This window comes from Streptomyces sp. NPDC051214 (assembly GCF_040682375.1).
Lineage (GTDB): Bacteria > Actinomycetota > Actinomycetes > Streptomycetales > Streptomycetaceae > Streptomyces.
Genome location: NZ_JBFBAT010000009.1, coordinates 58,488 through 78,267 on the forward strand (window position 1 = coordinate 58,488; position 19,780 = coordinate 78,267).

Genomic DNA, 19,780 nt, shown 5'->3' on the forward strand with positions numbered 1-19,780 from the left:
GTGACCCGACTGCGTGACGAAGCCCTCGACCTGCCCGTGAGCGGCGCGCTGCCCGCGCTGCGTTCCGCTCTGGAGGGGCCGGGCGGCGCCGTGCTGTGCGCGCCTCCCGGTACGGGCAAGACGACGCTGGTGCCGCTGGCCCTCGCGGGACTTCTCGGGGACGCGCCCGTACGGCGTGTGGTGGTCGCCGAGCCCCGGCGCATCGCCGCCCGCGCCGCCGCGCGGCGGATGGCGTGGCTGCTCGGCGAGAAGGTCGGCGAGAGCGTCGGGTACACGGTGCGCGGTGAGCGTGTCGTGGGCCGCCACGCGCGCGTGGAGGTCGTCACGACAGGCGTCCTGTTGCAGCGGCTGCAGCGCGACCAGGAGTTGGCCGGTGTGGACGTCGTGATCATCGACGAGTGCCACGAGCGGCATCTGGACGCGGACACCGTGGCGGCCTTCCTGGTCGACGTACGGGCGACGCTGCGGCCCGAGCTGAGCCTGGTGGCCGCGTCGGCGACGACGGACGCTCAGGGGTGGGCGCGGATCCTGGGGGACGCTCCCGTGGTGGAGGCGCGGGGCGTCTCGCATCCGGTCGAGGTCCTCTGGGCGCCGCCGGCCCGTCCGGTGCGGCCGCCGCACGGGATGCGGGTGGATCCCGCGCTGCTCACGCATGTGGCGTCGGTGGTGCGGCGGGCGCTCGCCGAGCGGGACGGGGACGTGCTGTGTTTCCTGCCCGGGGTCGGCGAGATCGCGCGGGTCGCGGGACAGCTGGGGGATGTGCCGGCGGAGATCCTTCAGGTGCACGGGCGGGCGCCCGCCGCGGTGCAGGACGCGGTGCTCGCGGGCTCGGACGGCACTCGGCGGGTGGTCCTTGCGACCTCGGTCGCCGAGTCGTCGCTGACGGTGCCCGGGGTGCGGGTCGTCGTGGACTCGGGCCTTGCGCGTGAGCCGCGCGTCGACCACGCGCGGGGGCTGAGCGCGCTGACGACCGTACGGGCTTCGCAGGCGGCGGGCCGGCAGCGGGCGGGCCGTGCGGGACGTGAGGCGCCGGGGGCCGTGTACCGGTGCTGGGCGGAGGCCGAGGACGCGCGTCTGCCGCGGTTTCCGGCGCCGGAGATCAAGCTGGCCGACCTCTCCGCGTTCGCCCTGCAGACGGCCTGCTGGGGCGATCCCGACGCCTCCGGTCTGGCGCTGCTCGATCCCCCGCCGGCCGGCGCGATGGCGGCGGCGCGTTCCGTCCTGACGGCGGTGGGGGCCGTGTCCCCAGGGGCGGGGCGGGTCACGGAGCGGGGCGCGCGGATGGCGCGGGTCGGTCTGCACCCCCGCCTTGCGCGAGCCCTGCTGGACGCGGCTCCCCTGGTGGGTGCGCGCCGCGCGGCCGAGGTGGTGGCCCTCCTGAGCGAGGAGCCGCCGCGTGCGTACGGGGACGACCTCGCGGCGGCCTGGCGAGTGGCCCGGCGGGGCGGCGACGGGTACGCGGCGCGGTGGCGCACGGAGGTGCGGAGGCTGGCCGCTGCCGCTGAGGCTTCGCCGCCGGGAGCTGGGACGCCGCAACCGGCAGCTTCGGAGCCCGCGCCTCCGGCGCGGGATCTCTCCCACCCGCCCACCCGAAACCCCGGAGCCGACGGCGATGCTCCGGAGGTGGCCGAGTTGCCGCTCGAAGCCGGAGAACGGGCGGACGGGCGGGAAGAAGACGGTGCCGGATCATCCCGGGGAAGTGGCGGGCGGGCGGGGCGGGAGCCGCAGGGTCGCTGGAGCGATGAGCGCGTCTCCGGGCTCGTTGCCGCGCTCGCCTTTCCCGAGCGTGTGGCCCAGGGGCGCGGCGACGGAACGTACCTCATGGTCAACGGGACCCGGGCCGAGGTGCGGGCGGGGTCCGCGCTGACCGGTGCGGAGTGGATCGCCGTGGCCGTGGCCGACCGGCCCGTCGGCGCCGGGCACGCGCGCGTGCTGCTCGGCGGGCACATCGACGAGGACGTCGCACGGAGCGCGGCCGCCTCGCTGCACGGCGAGGGGGACGAGGTCGCCTGGGTCGACGGGGATCTCGTCGCGCGGCACGTGGAGCGGCTCGGTGCCGTGGAGCTGGCGGTGCGGCCGCTCAAGAAGCCCGCCCCCGGCCTCGTACGCGAAGGCCTGCTCGCGGGGCTCAGGGAAGAGGGGACCGCCCTCCTGAACTGGTCCCAGGGCGCACGGGAGCTGCGGGAGCGGCTCGCCTTTCTGCACCGGCATCTCGGCCCGTCCTGGCCCGACGTCTCCGAGAGCGCCCTGCACGCGCGCGTGGACGAGTGGCTGGAGCCCGAGCTCTCCAAGGCGCGGCGCCGGGCCGACCTGCGGCGCATCGACGCGGGGCAGGCCCTGGGCCGGCTCCTGCCGTGGGCGACCGGTGAGGCGACCCGCTTCGACGCGCTCGCCCCGGAGCGGGTGGCGGTGCCCAGTGGCTCCAGGATCAGGATCGACTACTCCGACCCCGAACAGCCCGTGCTCGCGGTGAAGTTGCAGGAGATGTTCGGGCTCGCCGAGACCCCGCGGATCGCGGACGGCGGCGTGCCCCTCCTCGTGCATCTGCTCTCCCCCGCGGGGCGCCCCGCCGCCGTCACCGCCGATCTCGCCTCCTTCTGGCGGGACGGCTACCGGGCCGTGCGGGCCGAGCTTCGCGGGCGGTATCCGAAGCATCCGTGGCCCGAGGACCCGGCGGCCGCCGAGGCGACGCGGTTCACCAACGCCCGGCTCAGGCGTTGACCGGTTCCGGCTCGCTCGCCGCCGTGGCCTCCGGGTTGCCGGGCCTGCGGCTGCGGGCCTCCAGCCAGAGGGAGAGGGAGAGCAGAAGCAGTCCGAGGACCAGGAAGCCCCAGGGGAGATAGGACGTCATGAGCAGGACGAGGACGCGCTGGGACTTGACCAGGTCGACCGTGTCCCTGATGTAGTCCTCGCGCATCTTCACGTGGCCCGCGAAGACCGTGACCTTGTCGCGGTCACCGAGGAGCGTGCCGCCGCGCAGCTCGTTCCTCTGGATCTCCTCGCCGTAGACGGGCGCTCCGGTGGTCGGCTCGACCCAGAACTTGCGGACGGTGGTGTACCAGCGCGTGGTGCCGGTCTTGGCGAGGGACTCGGGGGTGATGCCCTTGACCGGCATGGTCTTGGGGAAGGGCACCTTGGTCCAGGGGATGACCTGCTCGAAGTAGTAGACGTCGACGCCACGGAAGGTCTGCGTGCCCTTGTAGTGGATGGGCTTGGTGACGCGGGCCTGGGCGTCGAAGTACTCGTAGTCCCGCTTCTCGGTGAGGAAGGGCCACTTGAACTCGATGCCCTCGCGCTTGACCGGGTCTCCGTCGACCATCTCGCCGGTCGCGTGCACCGGTTCCTGGCTGTGCGCGTCGAAGATGTAGCGCTCGGGGACCTTGGACACCATCTTTCCGTCGCCGTCCTGCACGTAGGACAGGGCGTCCCAGACGACGACGTCACGGGAAGAGCTTCCGTCGGTCTTCTCGATCCTCTCCGAGGCCTCCACGTTGCCCTTGAGCGTCTGCACGATGGTGACCTTGTCGATCTTCTTGGCCTGCATGCTGCCGTAGTCGATGAGGGTCGGGTTCTTCGCCTCGAGCACCGCCTCCTGGTACTGGCTCGGCGGGATCTTGGCGAGGCGCGGGAAGGCGTACCAGCGCGTGAGCGGGGACATCGCCGTGAAGAACACGGCGAAGGCGAGCAGGATCAGGCTGGCCTTGCGGCGCATCGCGGCGGCCCTCCCTACGGAGACGGGCGGTGGACGGTCAGGGACCGGTCGACGGTCACGGGTGCTCGGGGACGGTGGTGAGCAGCGGCTCCGGCGAGGTCTCGCCGGGCGGGGCCCCCATCGCGGTGATCGTCAGGACCAGGGCGAGGGCGACGGCAAGACCGGTCGCGGCGGCGATGAGAGCGCGCATGCGGATCCTCCCGAGGCGGGGCACAGACGGCGTCGAGGGCGCCGACCATGAACTGACAGGTCGTCAGGGCTGGGGCACCGTAGCAACGCGGCGGCCAGATGAGAACACGTTGCACACACAACGACGCCCCCGCGCCGGGAGGGCGCGGGGGCGTCGTGTGCACAGGCGCGCGGGAGCGCGCAGGGAGCCGTCCGGGGCTAGGCCGCGGGCGCCGCCACCTTCAGTTCGACCGTGAGCGTCGCGCCGCCCGCGGTGGTGACGCGCAGCAGATACGTGCCTGCCGCGTCGTCCGCGTACATCTTGGGGAGCTTGAGCACGCCGTTGGCGTCCGTCTTCAGGGCCTTGAGGGTGCGGACCGGCTTGCCGTCCGCGTCCTTGAAGTACGGGCCCTTGTCGTTGGCCGTGGCGTCCGCCGCCGACGTGATCATGGTGGCGGTGGCCGCCACGCGGTCGGCGGCCTCTCCCTTGTACGTCGCCTTGACCTCGAGCTGCTCGGCGAACTCCTTGCCCGGCTCACAGGTCAGGGCCTTGTCGCTGGTCCTGGTCAGGGCGTCGGCCTGGCGGGCGGTGACCGTCGCCGTGTAATTGAGGCCGGGCAGTGACCGGCCCACGACGGTGGCCCGGACCGTGAACTGACCGGTCTTCTCGCCCGACTTGAGGACCGGCGCGGTGGCCTTGCCCGTGGCGCTCGTGGTGACGGTGGCGCTGGTGGCACCGCCGGAGAACCGCGCGTCGGTGTCGCCGACGATCACGAACCGCACCTTGGCCTTGGCCACGCCGGAGCCCGAAGTGGCCTCCGTACGCACCTGGACGCGCTCGGCGAAGGCGTCGCCCGCCGTCGCGGCGAGCTTGCCGGTGCCGGCGTCCTCCAGGCGTGCGACCCGGTCGGTGGGCGTCGGGGTGGGAGAGGGGCTCTCGGAGCCGCCGCCGTTCGACGGCGGCGGCGTGGTCGAGCCGCCGCTGCCTCCGCCGTTGCCGGGCTCCTTGCCGCCGGAGCCGGGCTTGTCGGCGCCGGACTTGGGCGGCTTCGGCGAGGGCGCATGGGATGCCGGGGGCGTGGGCGTGGGGCTCGTGCCCGGGATGCTGCTGTCGCTGCGGTCGCGCGGCAGGTCGCCCGTGCCGTCGGGGATCTCGCTGATGCCCTTGCGGTAGTGCTCCAGCCACCTCAGGACCGTGTTCAGGTAGTCCGTCGAGTGGTTGTAACTGAGGATCGCCTTGCGCAGGTCGGCGTCGACGGACAGATCGCGGTCGTTCGCGCAGAGGTAGCTTCCGGCGGCGAGCGCGGCGTCGTAGATGTTGTTCGGGTCCGACTTGCCGTCCGCGTTGCCGTCCTGCCCCCAGGTCTCCCACGTCGAGGGGATGAACTGCATGGGGCCGACCGCGCGGTCGTGCGTCTTGTCGCCGTCGTACGCGCCGTTGTCGGTGTCGGTGATCTTCGCGAAGCCGTTGCCGTTGAGGGGCGGGCCGAGGATCTCGCCGATCGTCCTGCCGTTGGCGTCCACGCGGCCGCCGCGCGCCTGCCCGGACTCCACCTTGCCTATCGCGGCCAGCAGCTCCCAGGGGAGGTTGCAGCCCGGCTTGGAGGTGGCCAGGGAGGCCTCGGCCTTCTTGTACGCGTCCAGGACGGTGGCCGGGATCTCCGAGTCGGTCTCGGCGTCACCGGTGCCGCCCTCGGGCGCTCCGGTCGGCGGGACGGGACTCTTCAGTTCCGGCAGGTCGGTGTAGTAAGGGGAGTTGCCGGTCGCGGACTCCTCGGCCGGCGGCGTGGCGCCGGATGCCCCCGCCCGCTCGTCGCGGGGGATGTCCGTCACGCCCGGGGCCTGGGAGGCCGCGAGCGCGGCCACCGCCGCCGCGGCCACCGCGGTGGTCACCGCTCCCCTGCGCAACCGCCTGCCGAATACCGCCGCCATGACCGTGAACCCCTCCCCTTGACGACTGTGTGTGTCGCCGCCCCGCCCTGTTGTGCTCCCCGTGTTGCTCCCCAGCGGGCCGACGCAGGCGACACTACGACAACTTCCGGCGCCCAGACACCCGTTCGTGCCCGATTTTCACCGGTTGGCCGCGTCCTGTTCGGACGCGGCCGAACCGTCGGTGTCGGACGCGGTCAGTGCGCGGCCGACTCCCAGTCCGGCCCCACGCCCACCGACACGTCCAGCGGCGCCCGCAGCGACACCGCGCCCGCCATCTCGCGGCGGACGAGCTCCTCCACCTCGGTGCGCTCGCCCGGAGCGATCTCCAGGACGATTTCGTCGTGCACCTGGAGCAGCATCCGGGAGTCGAGCTTCGCCTCCGTCAGGGCGCGGTGCACGTTCAGCATGGCGATCTTGACGATGTCCGCGGCCGTGCCCTGGATCGGGGCGTTCAGAGCCATCCGCTCGGCCATCTCGCGTCGCTGGCGGTTGTCGCTGTTGAGGTCGGGGAGATACCGGCGGCGACCCAGCATCGTCTCCGTGTACCCCGTCGCGCGGGCCTCGTCGACGGCTCGGCGCAGATAGTCGCGTACGCCGCCGAACCGCTCGAAGTAGGTGTCCATCAGGGCGCGGGCCTCGCCCGCCTCGATGTTCAGCTGCTGGGAGAGGCCGAACGCGGAGAGGCCGTACGCCAAGCCGTACGACATGGCCTTGATCTTGCGGCGCATCTCGGCGTCGACCGCGGAGCCCTCGACGGAGAAGACCTGGGAGGCGACCGTCGTGTGCAGGTCCTCGCCCGAGCCGAACGCCTCCAGGAGGCCCTCGTCCTCGGAGAGGTGGGCCATCACGCGCAGTTCGATCTGGCTGTAGTCCGCCGTCATCAGGGACTCGAAGCCCTCGCCGACCACGAAACCGCGGCGGATCGCCCGGCCCTCGTCCGTGCGGACGGGGATGTTCTGCAGGTTCGGGTCGGTGGAGGACAGGCGGCCCGTCGCCGCGACGGTCTGGTTGAACGTCGTGTGGATGCGGGTGTCCGCGGCGATCGACTTGATCAGGCCCTCGACCGTGACGCGCAGCTTCGCCTGCTCGCGGTGGCGCAGCATGATGACCGGCAGTTCGTTCTCCGTCTGGGCGGCGAGCCAGGCCAGGGCGTCGGCGTCCGTGGTGTAACCGGTCTTGGTCTTCTTCGTCTTGGGGAGGTTCAGCTCGCCGAAGAGGACCTCCTGGAGCTGCTTGGGCGAGCCGAGGTTGAACTCGTGGCCCGCCGCCGCGTGCGCCTCCTTCACCGCCTGCTGCACCGCGCCCGCGAACTGCTGCTCCATCGCCTCCAGATGGGCGCGGTCGGCCGCGATGCCGTGCCGCTCCAGGCGGGCGAGGAGGATGGACGTGGGCAGTTCGATGTCGGTGAGGAGATTGCCGGCACCGACCTCGGGGAGCTTCTCGCCGAAGGCCGCGCCCAGGTCGAGGATCGTGCGGGCCTGCGACATCAGCGCGTCCGCCTCGGCCTGGTCGTCCTCCTCGGTGCCGAAGGCGAGCTGGCCCTCGGCCGCCGAGGCGGGCGCCAGCTCCCGGCCCAGATATTCGAGCGACAGGGCGTCCAGGGCGAAGGAGCGGCGGCCGGGCTTGACCAGGTACGCGGCGAGCGCCGTGTCCATGCTGACGCCGTCCACCGACCAGCCGTGCTCGGGGAAGACCCGCATCGTGGCCTTGGCGTTGTGCAGGACCTTGGGCTTCTTCGGGTCGGCGATCCAGGCGGCGAAGGCCTTCTCGTCGGCCTCGTCCAGGCGGGAGGGGTCGAACCAGGCCGCCGCCCCGCCGGCCGCGGCGAGGGCGACCTCGGTCACCGAGCCCGTGCCGAGCTGCCAGGTGTCGACCGTGGCCATGCCGAGGACCGCGTTGCCGTGCTCGGCGAGCCACGGGGCGAGCTCGCCCGCGCCGATCACCGTGCCGTCCAGTTCCACGCCGGGCTCGGCCGGGGTCTGGTCGGCCTCCTGCGCGCCCGGGTCGACGGCCAGGAGGCGCTCGCGCAGCGAGGGGTTACGGATCTCCAGGGTGTCCAGGACCATGGCGAGGGCCGTGCGGTCGTACGGAGCGCGCTCCAGCTCGGCGACCGTCTTGGGGAGCTCGACGTCGCGGACCATCTCCGTGAGGAGGCGGTTCAGCTTCACCGCGTCCAGGTGGTCGCGGAAGTTCTGTCCGGCCTTGCCCTTGACCTCTTCTGCGCGCTCGACGAGCTCCGCGAAGGAACCGAACTGGTTGATCCACTTCGCGGCGGTCTTCTCGCCCACCCCGGGGATGCCGGGGAGGTTGTCGGACGGGTCGCCGCGCAGGGCCGCGAAGTCGGGATACTGGCTGGGCGTGAGGCCGTACTTCTCCTCGACCTTCTCCGGGGTGAAGCGCGTCAGCTCCGAGACGCCCTTGGTCGGGTACAGCACGGTCACGTGGTCGGTGATCAGCTGGAAGGAGTCGCGGTCGCCGGTGACGATCAGGACGTCGAAGCCGGCCGCCTCGGCCTGGGTGGCGAGGGTGGCGATGACGTCGTCCGCCTCGAAGCCGTCCACCGCGAACCGCACGGCGTTCATCGCGTCGAGGACCTCGCCGATCAGCTCGACCTGCCCCTTGAACTCGTCCGGGGTCTTGGAGCGGTTCGCCTTGTACTCGGGGAACTCCGTGGAGCGCCACGTCTTGCGCGAGACGTCGAAGGCGACCGCGAAGTGCGTGGGCGCCTCGTCGCGCAGGGTGTTCGCCAGCATCGACGCGAAGCCGTAGATCGCGTTCGTCGGCTGGCCCGTCGCGGTCGTGAAGTTCTCCGCGGGCAGCGCGAAGAACGCCCGGTAGGCCAGGGAGTGCCCGTCCATGAGGAGCAGGCGCGGACGCTGCTCGCCACTCGGCTTCGTCGCGGTCTCGGACTTCTTCTTCGCTGCTTTTTCTGCCACGTCCCCGATCCTGCCACGCCCCACTGACACTCAGGCCCAACCCTCACCCGCGGGGGCTCCGCCGGCGGCGCGTGGGAGGATCGGAGACGTAGCTCACGCACGTGCTCGAAGGGGAGCCGACCATGGCAAGGAAGTCGCCCAAGGGTGATCCGGTCCAGGACGCGCCGCAGGTCGCGCCGGTGCAGCACTCCGCGGCGGGCATTCCCGCCATCGGTCACTCGCTGCGCATGGCCCAGCAGCAGATGGGTGTGCGCCGCACGGCGCTGACGCTGCTCCGGGTCAATCAGAAGGACGGCTTCGACTGCCCCGGCTGCGCCTGGCCCGAGCCCGAGCACCGGCACACGGCGGAGTTCTGCGAGAACGGCGCGAAGGCGGTCGCCGAGGAGGCCACGCTGCGCCGCGTCACCCCGGACTTCTTCGCCGCGCACCCCGTGGCCGACCTCGCCACCCGCAGTGGGTACTGGCTGGGTCAGCAGGGCCGCCTCACCCACCCGATGTATCTGGCGGAGGGCGCCGAGCGCTATGAACCCGTCCCCTGGGAGCGGGCCTTCGACATCATCGGCGAGGAACTGGCGGCGCTGGACAGCCCGGACGAGTCCGTCTACTACACCTCGGGCCGCACCAGCAACGAAGCGGCGTTCCTGTACCAACTGTTCGCCCGTGAGCTGGGCACGAACAATCTGCCCGACTGCTCGAACATGTGCCATGAGTCGTCGGGCTCCGCGCTCACCGAGACGATCGGCGTCGGCAAGGGCAGCGTCCTCCTGGAGGACCTCTACAAGTCGGATCTGATCATCGTCGCGGGGCAGAATCCGGGCACGAACCACCCCCGCATGCTCTCCGCCCTGGAGAAGGCGAAGAACAACGGCGCGAAGATCATCACGGTCAATCCGCTGCCCGAGGCCGGCCTGGAGCGCTTCAAGAACCCGCAGACCCCGCAGGGCATGCTCAAGGGCACCGCCCTCACCGACCTCTTCCTGCAGATCCGCCTCGGTGGCGACCAGGCCCTGTTCCGGCTCCTCAACAAGCTCATCCTGGAGACGGACGGGGCGGTCGACGAGGAGTTCGTCCGCGAGCACACCCATGGGTACGAGGAGTTCACCGAGGCCGCGCGCACGGCCGACTGGGACGAGACCCTCGCCGCGACCGGCCTCACCCGCGAGAACATCGAGGAAGCCCTCGCCATGGTGCTCGCGTCGAAGCGCACGGTCGTGTGCTGGGCGATGGGCCTGACCCAGCACAAGCACGCCGTGCCGACCATCCGCGAGGTCGTCAACTTCCTTCTGCTGCGCGGCAACATCGGCCGTCCTGGCGCGGGCGTCTGCCCGGTGCGCGGGCACTCGAACGTGCAGGGCGACCGCACGATGGGCATCTTCGAGCGGCCCGCGCCGGCCTTCCTCGACGCTTTGGAGAAGGAGTTCGGCTTCGCGCCGCCGCGCGAGCACGGCCTGGACGTCGTCCGCGCGATCGAGGCGCTGCGGGACGGCAAGGCGAAGGTGTTCTTCGCGATGGGCGGCAACTTCGTGGCGGCCTCGCCCGACACGGAGGTGACGGAGGCGGCGATGCGCAAGGCCCGCCTGACCGTCCACGTGTCGACGAAGCTGAACCGTTCGCACGCCGTCACGGGCGCGCGCGCCCTGATCCTGCCGACGCTCGGGCGCACCGAGCGGGACCTGCAGGGGAGCGGCGAGCAGTTCGTGACCGTCGAGGACTCCATGGGCATGGTGCACGCATCGCGCGGCCGCCTGGAGCCCGCGAGCCCGCATCTGCTCTCCGAGCCGGCCATCGTGTGCCGCCTCGCCCGCCGCGTCCTTGGACCCGGATCGGCCACGCCCTGGGAGGAGTTCGAGAAGGACTACGCCACGGTGCGCGACCGCATCGCGCGCGTGATCCCCGGCTTCGAGGACTTCAACGCCCGGGTGGCGGACCCCGCAGGCTTCGCCCTGCCGCACGCCCCGCGTGACGAGCGCCGCTTTCCCACGGCCACCGGCAAGGCGAACTTCACCGCGGCGCCGGTGGAGTTCCCGGCCCTGCCGAAGGGCCGCCTGCTGCTGCAGACGCTGCGCTCGCACGACCAGTACAACACCACGATCTACGGCCTGGACGACCGCTACCGGGGCATCAAGAACGGCCGCCGGGTCGTCCTGGTCAACCCCGACGACGCCCGCGAGCTGAACCTCGCCGACGGGTCGTACGCGGACCTCGTGAGCGAGTGGAGGGACGGCGTCGAGCGGCGCGCGCCGGGCTTCAGGATCGTGCACTATCCGACGGCCCGGGGCTGCGCGGCGGCGTACTACCCGGAGACGAACGTGCTGATCCCGCTGGACGCGACCGCCGACACCAGCAACACCCCCGCCAGCAAGTCCGTCGTCGTGCGCCTGGAACAATCGGGGACCGACTGAGCGTTCGCTCAGTGACGGTGAGGACGACGAACGGAGCCGGGTCCCATGGGCGAGCAGCACAGCGTGAAGTTCCCGCAAGAGGTCATCGACGAGTACGCGGCGCTCGGTGTGGACCTGCCCGCCCTCTTCTCCGCGGGTGACCTGGGCACCAGGATGGGCGTCGAGATCGTCGAGGCCTCCGCCGACCGCGTCGTGGGCACCATGCCGGTCGAGGGCAACACCCAGCCGTACGGCCTGCTGCACGGCGGTGCCTCCGCCGTCCTCGCCGAGACCCTCGGCTCGGTCGGCTCGATGCTGCACGGCGGCAGCAAGAAGCTCGCCGTCGGCGTCGACCTGAACTGCACGCATCACCGCGGCGCGCGTTCGGGCCTGGTCACCGGCGTGGCGACGCCCGTGCACCGGGGCCGCTCCACGGCGACGTACGAGATCGTCATCACCGACGAGCAGGACAAGCGGGTGTGCACCGCGCGGCTGACCTGCCTGCTGCGCGACGTGCAGCCCAACGGCTCCGCCGCATAAGGGGGTTGTGGGCGGGCGCGCCCGACGGAACCTGACCGAGGCAGGCGCGCCCCACGCATTGTCGGGGCGCGTGGCCCCGGTCTAGCGTCGGTGCATGAGGCACCGGAAACAGCTCTGTGCGCTCGCCCTCACCGCCCTCCTCACCACCGCCGGGTGCGAGAACGAACCGTCCGCCGAGACCCCCGCACCCTCCCCCGCCACCACCTCCCCCGAGGACCTCTGCACGGCCCTGATCACCAAGTGGGCGCGGCAGATCTACGACTCGGGCAAGGAGACCTACGGCGACTACCAGTCGATGGGCCTCTCCAACGGTCAGTACATGATCCTGCGGGACACCCTCGACCGGGCCCGTGCCGAGCGTAAGCGCCAAGGAGCCGACGCCGGACGGAAGTTGATCACCCGTCAGGCACATGAGCGCTGCGCCGAGCGCTACCGCCACGGGCAGCCGAGCGGCGGGCCGTGGGTGTGAACGCCATCGGCCCCATCGAGCCCGGCGACGACACCTACGAGACCCGAGCCGCCGGCGCCACCGCCACGGATCCGGCCACCGCCCCCGTCCGGGCCCGATCGCCCTTCACCCGGCGCCGACGCACCGTCCTGGCCCTCGCCGCGGCCGTGATCGTCACCGCGGCCGGTCTCGGCCTCTACCTGACCCGCCCGCGCCCTCCCGCGCCCCCGCCACCGCTCCACCCGTCCCAGACCGTCTCCGTGACCTACAGGGGCGACATGACACACCCGCGGACCGGCGACCGGACGTTCAGCTTCACCATCGCCCTGCGCCAGGACGAGGGACCTCCGGTGTCCGTCCGACGGATCACGCAGCCATCGGCGGCGCTGTCGGTCACCGTCGCCCCCCATACCCCATTCACCGTAAAAACGGGAAGCCCTCGTACGGCACGAATCACGATGCACATTCGCGAATGCGGAAAGGTGCAACGGAATGCCGGACTCCCTTTCCTGGTCGTAACACTGCGTAATGTGCGCGCAATGCAGTTACAGGCCTTCATCCTCGGCGAGAGGTACGCGAAAGATCTTTCTCGGGCCCTGACAGCCGCATGCCCCCCGAACACTGATGTCATGAGTAAAACACCCTGACAGTCCTGCAAGTTCTCAGCATGCGGGATGCGCCGAAGACGGCGTATTCCACCCCAACCACCCCCTGAGTTCCACCGCGGAATACTCCGTGGCATAACAAGAGCGTCACACCTTTGGCCTGACCACTCCACCAGGAACAAAGCGGCCCTTAGAGTCACGGCCAGTCACCGCGCCCACCGGATTCCTGTCAGTTCGGTTCTGCGCTCGACTCGGCCACCCAACAGGGGACGGCCGTGCCAGGGGAAAGGACTGATCGTGCGTCAACGTTCGCTCATAGCCATCACCGCTGCACTCACCGCGGGGGCACTCACCCTCACCGCCTGTGGCTCACGCGACGACAAGGACAAGGGAGACGACGCGGGCGGCGGTACCACCGTGGTCATCGGCGTCGACGCGCCGCTGACCGGCGACCTGTCCGCGCTGGGCCTCGGCATCCGCAACTCGGTGCAGCTCGCCGCCAAGCAGGCCAACGAGAAGAAGGTCGTCGACGGCATCACCTTCAAGGTGGAGTCCGCCGACGACCAGGGGCAGCCCGCCTCGGGCCAGACCAACGCGACCAAGTTCGTCGCGAACAAGGAAATCCTCGGCGCCGTCGGCCCCCTGAACTCCTCCGTCGGCGAGTCGATGCAGAAGGTCTTCGACGACGCGAAGCTCGTCCAGGTCTCCCCCGCCAACACCAACCCGGCCATGACCCAGGGCCAGGACTGGAACGGCGGCAAGAAGGTCCGTCCGTACAAGGCCTACTTCCGTACGGCCACCACGGACGCCGTCCAGGGGCCGTTCGCGGCGCAGTACCTGTACAACGACGCGAAGAAGAAGAAGGTCTTCGTGGTCGACGACAAGAAGACCTACGGTGCCGGCCTGGCCGCCACCTTCACGGACGAGTTCAAGAAGCTCGGCGGCAAGGTCGCCGGCACCGAGCACGTGAACCCGGACACCAAGGACTTCGGCGCCGTCGCCACCAAGATCAAGAACTCGGACGCGGACGTCGTCTACTACGGCGGCGAGTACCCCGCGGCCGGCCCGCTCAGCAAGCAGATGAAGAAGGCCGGGGCCAAGATCCCGCTCGTCGGCGGTGACGGCATCTACAGCGCCGACTTCGTCAAGCTCGCCGGCAAGGAGGGCAAGGGCGACATGGCCACCTCCATCGGCCAGCCCGTCGAGCAGCTGCCGTCCGCCAAGGAGTTCATCGCGAACTACGAGAAGGCCGGCTACAAGGAGGCCTACGAGGCCTACGGCGGCTACTCCTACGACTCGGCCTGGGCGATCATCGAAGCGGTCAAGAAGGTCGTCGAGGACAACGACGGCAAGCTGCCCGACGACGCCCGCGCCAAGATCGTCGAGGCGATGCAGGACGTCTCCTTCGACGGTGTCACCGGCAAGGTCTCCTTCGACGAGTACGGCGACGCGACCAACAAGCAGCTCACCGTGTACGAGGTGAAGTCCACCGAGGACCCGGCCAAGGGCTGGAAGCCGGTCAAGTCCGGCACGTTCACCGGCTGATCCAACCCCGCAGCCAACGACACCACCGCGCGGGGCGCTGCCTCTGCAGCGCCCCGCGCGGCGTCGCATCCGTCACCTAAGCCGTCCGTCCGGCGAGGCCCACCGCCACCGCCCCCCGGCCGAACGACACCGAAAGACTCGGAGGACCTGCGGTGCACGAACTGCCGCAACAGCTGGTCAACGGCCTGCTACTGGGATCCATGTACGGCCTGATCGCCATCGGCTACACAATGGTCTACGGCATCGTCCAGCTCATCAACTTCGCCCACGGCGAGATCTTCATGGTCGGCGGGTTCGGCGCCCTCACCGTCTGGCTGTGGCTGCCCGGCGGCACCAGCATGTGGATCGCCCTGCCGCTCATGCTCATAGGCGCCGTCATCGTCTCCACCCTCATAGCGGTCGGAGCCGAACGCTTCGCCTACCGCCCGCTGCGCGGCGCACCCCGCCTCGCACCGCTCATCACCGCCATCGGCCTCTCGCTCGCGCTGCAGCAGGCCGTCTGGGCCTGGTACCCCAACGCGAAGTCGTCCCGCACCTTCCCCGAGATGCCCGGCGACTCCATCCACCTGGGCTCCGTCACCATCCAGCCCGGCGACATCTTCCTGCTGATCACCGCCCCGATCTGCATGTTCGCCCTCGGCTACTTCGTGATGAAGACCCGCGTCGGACGCGGCATGCAGGCCACCGCGCAGGACCCCGACACCGCCAAACTCATGGGTGTCAACACCGACCGCGTCATCGTCGTGGCCTTCGCGATCGGCGCCGCCTTCGCCGGCATCGCCGCCGTCGCCTACGGCTTCCGCTACGGCGAGGTCCAGTTCCGCATGGGCTTCCTCTGGGGCCTCAAGGCCTTCACCGCGGCCGTGCTCGGCGGCATCGGCAACATCTACGGCGCGATGATCGGCGGCCTCGTCCTCGGCATCGCCGAAGCCATGGCCACCGCCTACATGAACGACATCCCCGGCATGAGCCAGCTCGGCGGGCAGTCCTGGGCCGACGTCTGGGCCTTCGTACTCCTCATCGTCGTACTCCTCGTCAGGCCACAAGGTCTCCTTGGCGAGCGCGTCGCGGACAGGGCGTGAGAACCATGACCACACAGACCACTGCGGCCGACACGCCAAGCCCCAAGCAGGACCACACCGCCACCGGCCTCATCGCCATCCCCGAGGGCCCCGCCCGCGCACTGGCCACCTGCGGCGGCATCCTCACCATCGTCTCCACGTTCATGGCATGGACCTGGACCGCGGCGTTCCCCGGCGACCTCACCGTCTACGGCTACCCCGGCGGCCTCCAGGTGCTCGTCCTGATCGCCGGCATCCTGACCACGCTCTTCGGCCTCGCCTCCTACGGCGTCAAGGGCGTCCGCACGCTGGCCCCCGGCGGCGCCGACGCCGCGCTGAAGTACGCGGCCCTCGCGGCCTTCGCCACCACCTGGTACACGGTCATCTCGATCAGCTATCAGCTCGGCGGCCTCGCCAACCTGGACCCCGGCGGCTGGGTCGCCGCCATCGCCACCCTGGCCGCCTTCGTCGGCGCCCTCGCCCTGCCCTTCGTACGGCCGCACACCTACGCGGTCGACCCCGAGGACAGCGGCGGCGAACAGCTCAAGCACCGCCTGCGCAACGGCATGATCATCTTCAAGGGCGCCTTCGCCGCGGAGGCCCCGCCCACGCCGCGCAAGCTGCCCAGCTACCTCGAGATCCTGATCATCGTCGCCGCCCTCGCCGTCGGCCTCCTGGTCTTCACCTACGGCATCGGCACCGAGTACGACGAACTCTTCATCGGCTTCCTGATCACCGTCGCGTTCAGCTTCGCCGCACTCTCCAAGGCGGGCCTTGTCGCCCAGGTCTCCACGTACACCGCACGGCACCGCAACATCACGCTCATCGGCGCCTTCGTGGCCGCCGCCGCCTTCCCGTTCACCCAGAGCGACGACCAGTACGCCACCATCGGCGTCTACATCCTCATCTTCGCCACCGTCGCCCTCGGCCTGAACATCGTCGTCGGCCTCGCGGGCCTCCTCGACCTCGGATACGTCGCCTTCCTCGGCGTCGGCGCCTACGCGGCATCCATGGTCTCCGGATCGCCCTCCTCGCCCTTCGACGTCCACCTGCCGTTCTGGGGCGCCATCCTGGTCGGCGCCGGCGCCTCACTGGTCTTCGGCGTACTCATCGGCGCCCCGACCCTGCGGCTGCGCGGCGACTACCTCGCCATCGTCACCCTCGGCTTCGGTGAGATCTTCCGGCTCGTCGCCATGAACTCCGACGGCACGTCCGGCCCGGACATCACCAACGGCTCGAACGGCATCTCCTCGATCCCGAACCTGAAGATCCTCGGCTTCGACTTCGGCATCGAGCACACCATCTTCGGCGTCACCATCGGCCGCTTCGCGAACTACTTCTTCCTGATGCTGCTCATCACCCTCGTCGTCGTGCTGGTCTTCCGGCGCAGCGGCGACTCCCGCATCGGGCGCGCCTGGGTCGCCATCCGCGAGGACGAGACCGCGGCGCTCGCCATGGGCATCAACGGCTTCCGCGTGAAGCTCATCGCCTTCGCCCTCGGCGCCTCGCTCGCCGGACTCGCGGGCACGGTGCAGGCACACGTCACCTACACCGTCACCCCCGAGCAGTACCAGTTCGCCAACACCGTCCCGCCCAACTCGGCGTTCCTGCTCGCCGCGGTCGTCCTCGGCGGCATGGGCACCATCAGCGGACCCCTCGTCGGCGCGGCACTGCTCTACCTCATCCCGAGCAAGCTCTCGTTCCTGGGCGACTACCAGCTCTTCGCCTTCGGCCTCGCGCTCGTACTCCTCATGCGCTTCCGCCCCGAGGGCCTCATCCCCAACCGCCGCCGCCAGCTCGAATTCCACGAGGCCGACCTGGCACCCGGCGACACGCCGCCACCCACAGTCCTCAGCAAGACAGGGGCCTGAGCCATGACCACCGACACCACCACCAGCAAGGACAGCCCCGCCGCCACGCCGGCCGGGCAGACCGTCCTGGACGCCCGAGGCGTCACCATGCGGTTCGGCGGCCTCACCGCCGTGCGCTCCGTCGACCTCACCGTCAACAGCGGCGAGATCGTCGGCCTCATCGGACCCAACGGCGCGGGCAAGACGACCTTCTTCAACTGCCTCACCGGCCTCTACATCCCCACCGAGGGCGAAGTCCGGTACAAGGACAAGGTCCTGCCCAGCAAGTCCTTCAAGGTCACCGCGGCCGGCGTGGCCCGCACCTTCCAGAACATCCGTCTCTTCGCGAACATGACGGTCCTGGAGAACGTCCTCGTCGGACGCCACACGCGTACGAAGGAAGGCCTCTGGTCGGCCCTCCTGCGCGGGCCGGGCTTCCACAAGGCGGAGGCCAAGTCCAGGGAACGCGCCATGGAGCTGCTCGAATTCGTCGGCCTCGCCGAGAAGGCGGAGCACCTCTCCCGCAACCTGCCCTACGGCGAACAGCGCAAGCTGGAGATCGCCCGCGCGCTGGCGAGCGAGCCCGGCCTGCTCCTCCTGGATGAGCCGACCGCCGGCATGAACCCCCAGGAGACCCGCGCCACCGAGGAACTCGTCCTCGCCATCCGGGACATGGGCATCGCCGTCCTCGTCATCGAGCACGACATGCGCTTCATCTTCAACCTGTGCGACCGCGTGGCCGTACTCGTCCAGGGCGAGAAACTCGTCGAGGGCGACAGTGAGACCGTCCAGCAGGACGACCGCGTCATCGCCGCCTACCTGGGCGAGCCCTTCGAAGGAGCCCCCGGCAGCACAGAAGCCGACGCCACGGGCAACGAGGAGACCAGCTGATGACCGCACTGCTCGAAGTCGAGGACCTCAAGGTCGCCTACGGCAAGATCGAGGCCGTCAAGGGCATCTCTTTCAAGGTCGAGGCCGGCGAGGTCGTCACGCTGATCGGCACCAACGGCGCAGGCAAGACCACCACGCTGCGCACGCTGTCCGGACTGCTCAAGCCGGTCGGCGGCTCCATCAAATTCAACGGAAAAGCACTGCGGAAATACCGCGCCGACCAGATCGTCTCGCTCGGACTTGCCCACTCCCCCGAGGGCCGGCACATCTTCCCGCGCATGACGATCGAGAACAATCTGCGGCTCGGCGCATATCTGCGCAACGACAAGGGCGGCATCGAAAAGGACATCGCGCGCGCCTACGACCTCTTCCCCATTCTCGGGGAACGCAGAAAGCAGGCGGCGGGCACGCTCTCCGGCGGCGAGCAGCAAATGCTCGCCATGGGGCGCGCCCTGATGTCCCAGCCGAAACTGCTCATGCTCGACGAACCCTCCATGGGACTTTCGCCGATCATGATGCAGAAGATCATGGCGACGATCGCCGAGCTCAAGTCCCAGGGCACGACGATTCTCCTCGTCGAGCAGAATGCCCAGGCGGCGCTCTCGCTCGCCGACCACGGTCACGTCATGGAGGTCGGCAAGATCGTCCTGTCCGGAACGGGGAACGACCTGCTGCACGACGAGTCCGTGCGCAAGGCGTACCTGGGCGAGGACTAGGACTCCGTCCCGGCATACGTACGAGGAAGGCCCGCACCCCGGCTTCGGGGTGCGGGCCTTCCTCGTACGTCCGCGCGGGCTACTGCCCCTTGGCGGCCTTCTTCTCGTCGGCGTCCTCGATGACCGCCTCCGCGACCTGCTGCATCGAAAGGCGCCGGTCCATCGACGTCTTCTGGATCCAGCGGAAGGCGGCGGGCTCGGTCAAGCCATACTCGGTCTGCAGGATCGACTTCGCGCGGTCCACCAGCTTCCGCGTCTCCAGACGCAGGGTGAGGTCGGCGACCTCGCTCTCCAGCGTCTTGAGCTCCGTGTAGCGCGAGACGGCCATCTCGATGGCCGGCACCACGTCGGTCTTGCTGAAGGGCTTCACGAGGTACGCCATCGCGCCGGCGTCCCTGGCCCGCTCGACGAGGTCACGCTGCGAGAAGGCGGTCAACATGAGCACCGGGGCGATGCTCTCCTCGGCGATCTTCTCGGCCGCCGAGATGCCGTCCATGACGGGCATCTTCACGTCAAGGATCACCAGGTCCGGCTTGTGCTCGCGGGCCAGCTCGACGGCTTTCGCACCGTCACCGGCCTCACCGACGACGGTGTAGCCCTCCTCCTCGAGCATCTCCTTGAGGTCGAGCCGAATGAGAGCCTCGTCCTCGGCGATGACGACACGGGTCGTCAGCGGAGGCACATGCGACTTGTCGTCGTCATCGGCTACGGGCTGGGGCGACTCGGGGGAAGTCACGGGGGCTCCTTGTTACGGGCCGGGCAGGTACTGCTGCCTCGCCAGCCTACCTAGCTGCAGCGTCCGGCGGTGACCCGGTATAGTTCCGGCAGTGCCTGCCGGGTTGGTGGAACGGTATACACGGAGGTCTCAAACACCTCTGCCTGAAAGGGCTTGCGGGTTCGAATCCCGCACCCGGCACATCGCAGGAAAAAGCGGGCGCCCACGATTTCGTGGGCGCCCGCTTTTTTTCTGGTGCGCGCCCCCCGGCTTCATCACA

At 70.1% G+C, this 19,780-nt stretch carries 15 protein-coding genes and 1 tRNA gene; 11 read left to right on the forward strand and 5 right to left on the reverse strand.

What is annotated here, in order from left to right:
• Entirely contained in the window at positions 1–2,721 is a 2,721-nt protein-coding gene (locus tag AB0M70_RS23950) for an ATP-dependent helicase C-terminal domain-containing protein (protein ID WP_365822527.1), read from the forward strand.
• On the opposite strand, the gene AB0M70_RS23955 is transcribed toward AB0M70_RS23950, so the two are convergent.
• The 4 genes from AB0M70_RS23955 to polA form a co-directional block, all read right to left on the reverse strand.
• Positions 2,711–3,712 carry a DUF3068 domain-containing protein gene (locus tag AB0M70_RS23955; protein ID WP_365822529.1) on the reverse strand — a complete coding sequence of 334 codons (1,002 nt, stop codon included), beginning with the start codon at positions 3,710–3,712 and terminating at the stop codon, positions 2,711–2,713. The two genes, AB0M70_RS23950 and AB0M70_RS23955, sit on opposite strands and share 11 nt — an antisense overlap.
• Before the next feature lie 55 nt (positions 3,713–3,767).
• On the reverse strand, positions 3,768–3,902 hold the full coding sequence (locus AB0M70_RS23960) for an SPW_0924 family protein (RefSeq protein WP_365822531.1): 135 nt from the start codon (positions 3,900–3,902) through the stop codon (positions 3,768–3,770).
• 197 nt (positions 3,903–4,099) lie between these two features.
• On the reverse strand, positions 4,100–5,812 hold the full coding sequence (locus tag AB0M70_RS23965) for a lytic transglycosylase (RefSeq protein ID WP_365822533.1): 1,713 nt from the start codon (positions 5,810–5,812) through the stop codon (positions 4,100–4,102).
• 194 nt (positions 5,813–6,006) lie between these two features.
• The gene (gene polA / locus AB0M70_RS23970; RefSeq protein WP_365822535.1) at positions 6,007–8,748 is read right to left on the reverse strand and encodes a DNA polymerase I; all 2,742 of its coding nucleotides are present in this window, start codon (positions 8,746–8,748) and stop codon (positions 6,007–6,009) included.
• Positions 8,749–8,870: 122 nt separating this feature from the next.
• On the opposite strand from polA, the gene AB0M70_RS23975 reads away from it, so the two are divergent.
• The 9 genes from AB0M70_RS23975 (at position 8,871) to AB0M70_RS24015 (ending at position 18,785) form a co-directional block, all read left to right on the forward strand.
• The gene (locus tag AB0M70_RS23975) at positions 8,871–11,150 is read left to right on the forward strand and encodes an FdhF/YdeP family oxidoreductase (RefSeq protein WP_365822537.1); all 2,280 of its coding nucleotides are present in this window, start codon (positions 8,871–8,873) and stop codon (positions 11,148–11,150) included.
• A gap of 45 nt (positions 11,151–11,195) precedes the next feature.
• The gene (locus AB0M70_RS23980; protein ID WP_365822539.1) at positions 11,196–11,669 is read left to right on the forward strand and encodes a hotdog fold thioesterase; all 474 of its coding nucleotides are present in this window, start codon (positions 11,196–11,198) and stop codon (positions 11,667–11,669) included.
• Positions 11,670–11,763: 94 nt separating this feature from the next.
• Positions 11,764–12,138, forward strand: coding sequence for a hypothetical protein (locus AB0M70_RS23985; RefSeq protein ID WP_365822541.1), 375 nt, complete (start codon positions 11,764–11,766; stop codon positions 12,136–12,138).
• The gene (locus tag AB0M70_RS23990) at positions 12,129–12,764 is read left to right on the forward strand and encodes a Tat pathway signal sequence domain protein (protein ID WP_365822543.1); all 636 of its coding nucleotides are present in this window, start codon (positions 12,129–12,131) and stop codon (positions 12,762–12,764) included. Before AB0M70_RS23985 ends, AB0M70_RS23990 begins: the two co-directional genes overlap by 10 nt.
• Before the next feature lie 255 nt (positions 12,765–13,019).
• Positions 13,020–14,267, forward strand: coding sequence for a branched-chain amino acid ABC transporter substrate-binding protein (locus AB0M70_RS23995; protein WP_365822545.1), 1,248 nt, complete (start codon positions 13,020–13,022; stop codon positions 14,265–14,267).
• A 152-nt stretch (positions 14,268–14,419) separates the two neighbouring features.
• The gene (locus AB0M70_RS24000; RefSeq protein WP_363208148.1) at positions 14,420–15,349 is read left to right on the forward strand and encodes a branched-chain amino acid ABC transporter permease; all 930 of its coding nucleotides are present in this window, start codon (positions 14,420–14,422) and stop codon (positions 15,347–15,349) included.
• Between the two features lie 5 nt (positions 15,350–15,354).
• Positions 15,355–17,199 carry a branched-chain amino acid ABC transporter permease gene (locus tag AB0M70_RS24005; RefSeq protein WP_365822548.1) on the forward strand — a complete coding sequence of 615 codons (1,845 nt, stop codon included), beginning with the start codon at positions 15,355–15,357 and terminating at the stop codon, positions 17,197–17,199.
• Between the two features lie 3 nt (positions 17,200–17,202).
• A complete protein-coding gene (locus AB0M70_RS24010) occupies positions 17,203–18,069 on the forward strand; it encodes an ABC transporter ATP-binding protein (protein ID WP_363208150.1) in 867 nt (288 codons plus the stop codon).
• Positions 18,069–18,785, forward strand: coding sequence for an ABC transporter ATP-binding protein (locus tag AB0M70_RS24015; RefSeq protein ID WP_365822551.1), 717 nt, complete (start codon positions 18,069–18,071; stop codon positions 18,783–18,785). Before AB0M70_RS24010 ends, AB0M70_RS24015 begins: the two co-directional genes overlap by 1 nt.
• A 79-nt stretch (positions 18,786–18,864) precedes the next feature.
• On the opposite strand, the gene AB0M70_RS24020 is transcribed toward AB0M70_RS24015, so the two are convergent.
• Entirely contained in the window at positions 18,865–19,521 is a 657-nt protein-coding gene (locus AB0M70_RS24020) for a response regulator (RefSeq protein ID WP_363208152.1), read from the reverse strand.
• Positions 19,522–19,618: 97 nt separating this feature from the next.
• Here AB0M70_RS24020 and AB0M70_RS24025 point away from each other — a divergent pair.
• A tRNA-Leu gene (locus tag AB0M70_RS24025) sits at positions 19,619–19,701 on the forward strand.
• The last annotated feature ends 79 nt before the right edge of the window (positions 19,702–19,780 follow it).

Bases quoted from the DNA above. Each gene is read 5' to 3' on its own strand.
- AB0M70_RS23980 (WP_365822539.1), top strand. From the start codon at position 11,196: ATGGGCGAGCAGCACAGCGTGAAGTTCCCGCAAGAGGTCATCGACGAG.
- AB0M70_RS24005 (WP_365822548.1), top strand. From the start codon at position 15,355: ATGACCACACAGACCACTGCGGCCGACACGCCAAGCCCCAAGCAGGAC.
- AB0M70_RS23985 (WP_365822541.1), top strand. From the start codon at position 11,764: ATGAGGCACCGGAAACAGCTCTGTGCGCTCGCCCTCACCGCCCTCCTC.
- AB0M70_RS23955 (WP_365822529.1), bottom strand. From the start codon at position 3,712: ATGCGCCGCAAGGCCAGCCTGATCCTGCTCGCCTTCGCCGTGTTCTTC.
- AB0M70_RS23975 (WP_365822537.1), top strand. From the start codon at position 8,871: ATGGCAAGGAAGTCGCCCAAGGGTGATCCGGTCCAGGACGCGCCGCAG.
- AB0M70_RS23965 (WP_365822533.1), bottom strand. From the start codon at position 5,812: ATGGCGGCGGTATTCGGCAGGCGGTTGCGCAGGGGAGCGGTGACCACC.
- AB0M70_RS24010 (WP_363208150.1), top strand. From the start codon at position 17,203: ATGACCACCGACACCACCACCAGCAAGGACAGCCCCGCCGCCACGCCG.
- AB0M70_RS24015 (WP_365822551.1), top strand. From the start codon at position 18,069: ATGACCGCACTGCTCGAAGTCGAGGACCTCAAGGTCGCCTACGGCAAG.
- AB0M70_RS23960 (WP_365822531.1), bottom strand. From the start codon at position 3,902: ATGCGCGCTCTCATCGCCGCCGCGACCGGTCTTGCCGTCGCCCTCGCC.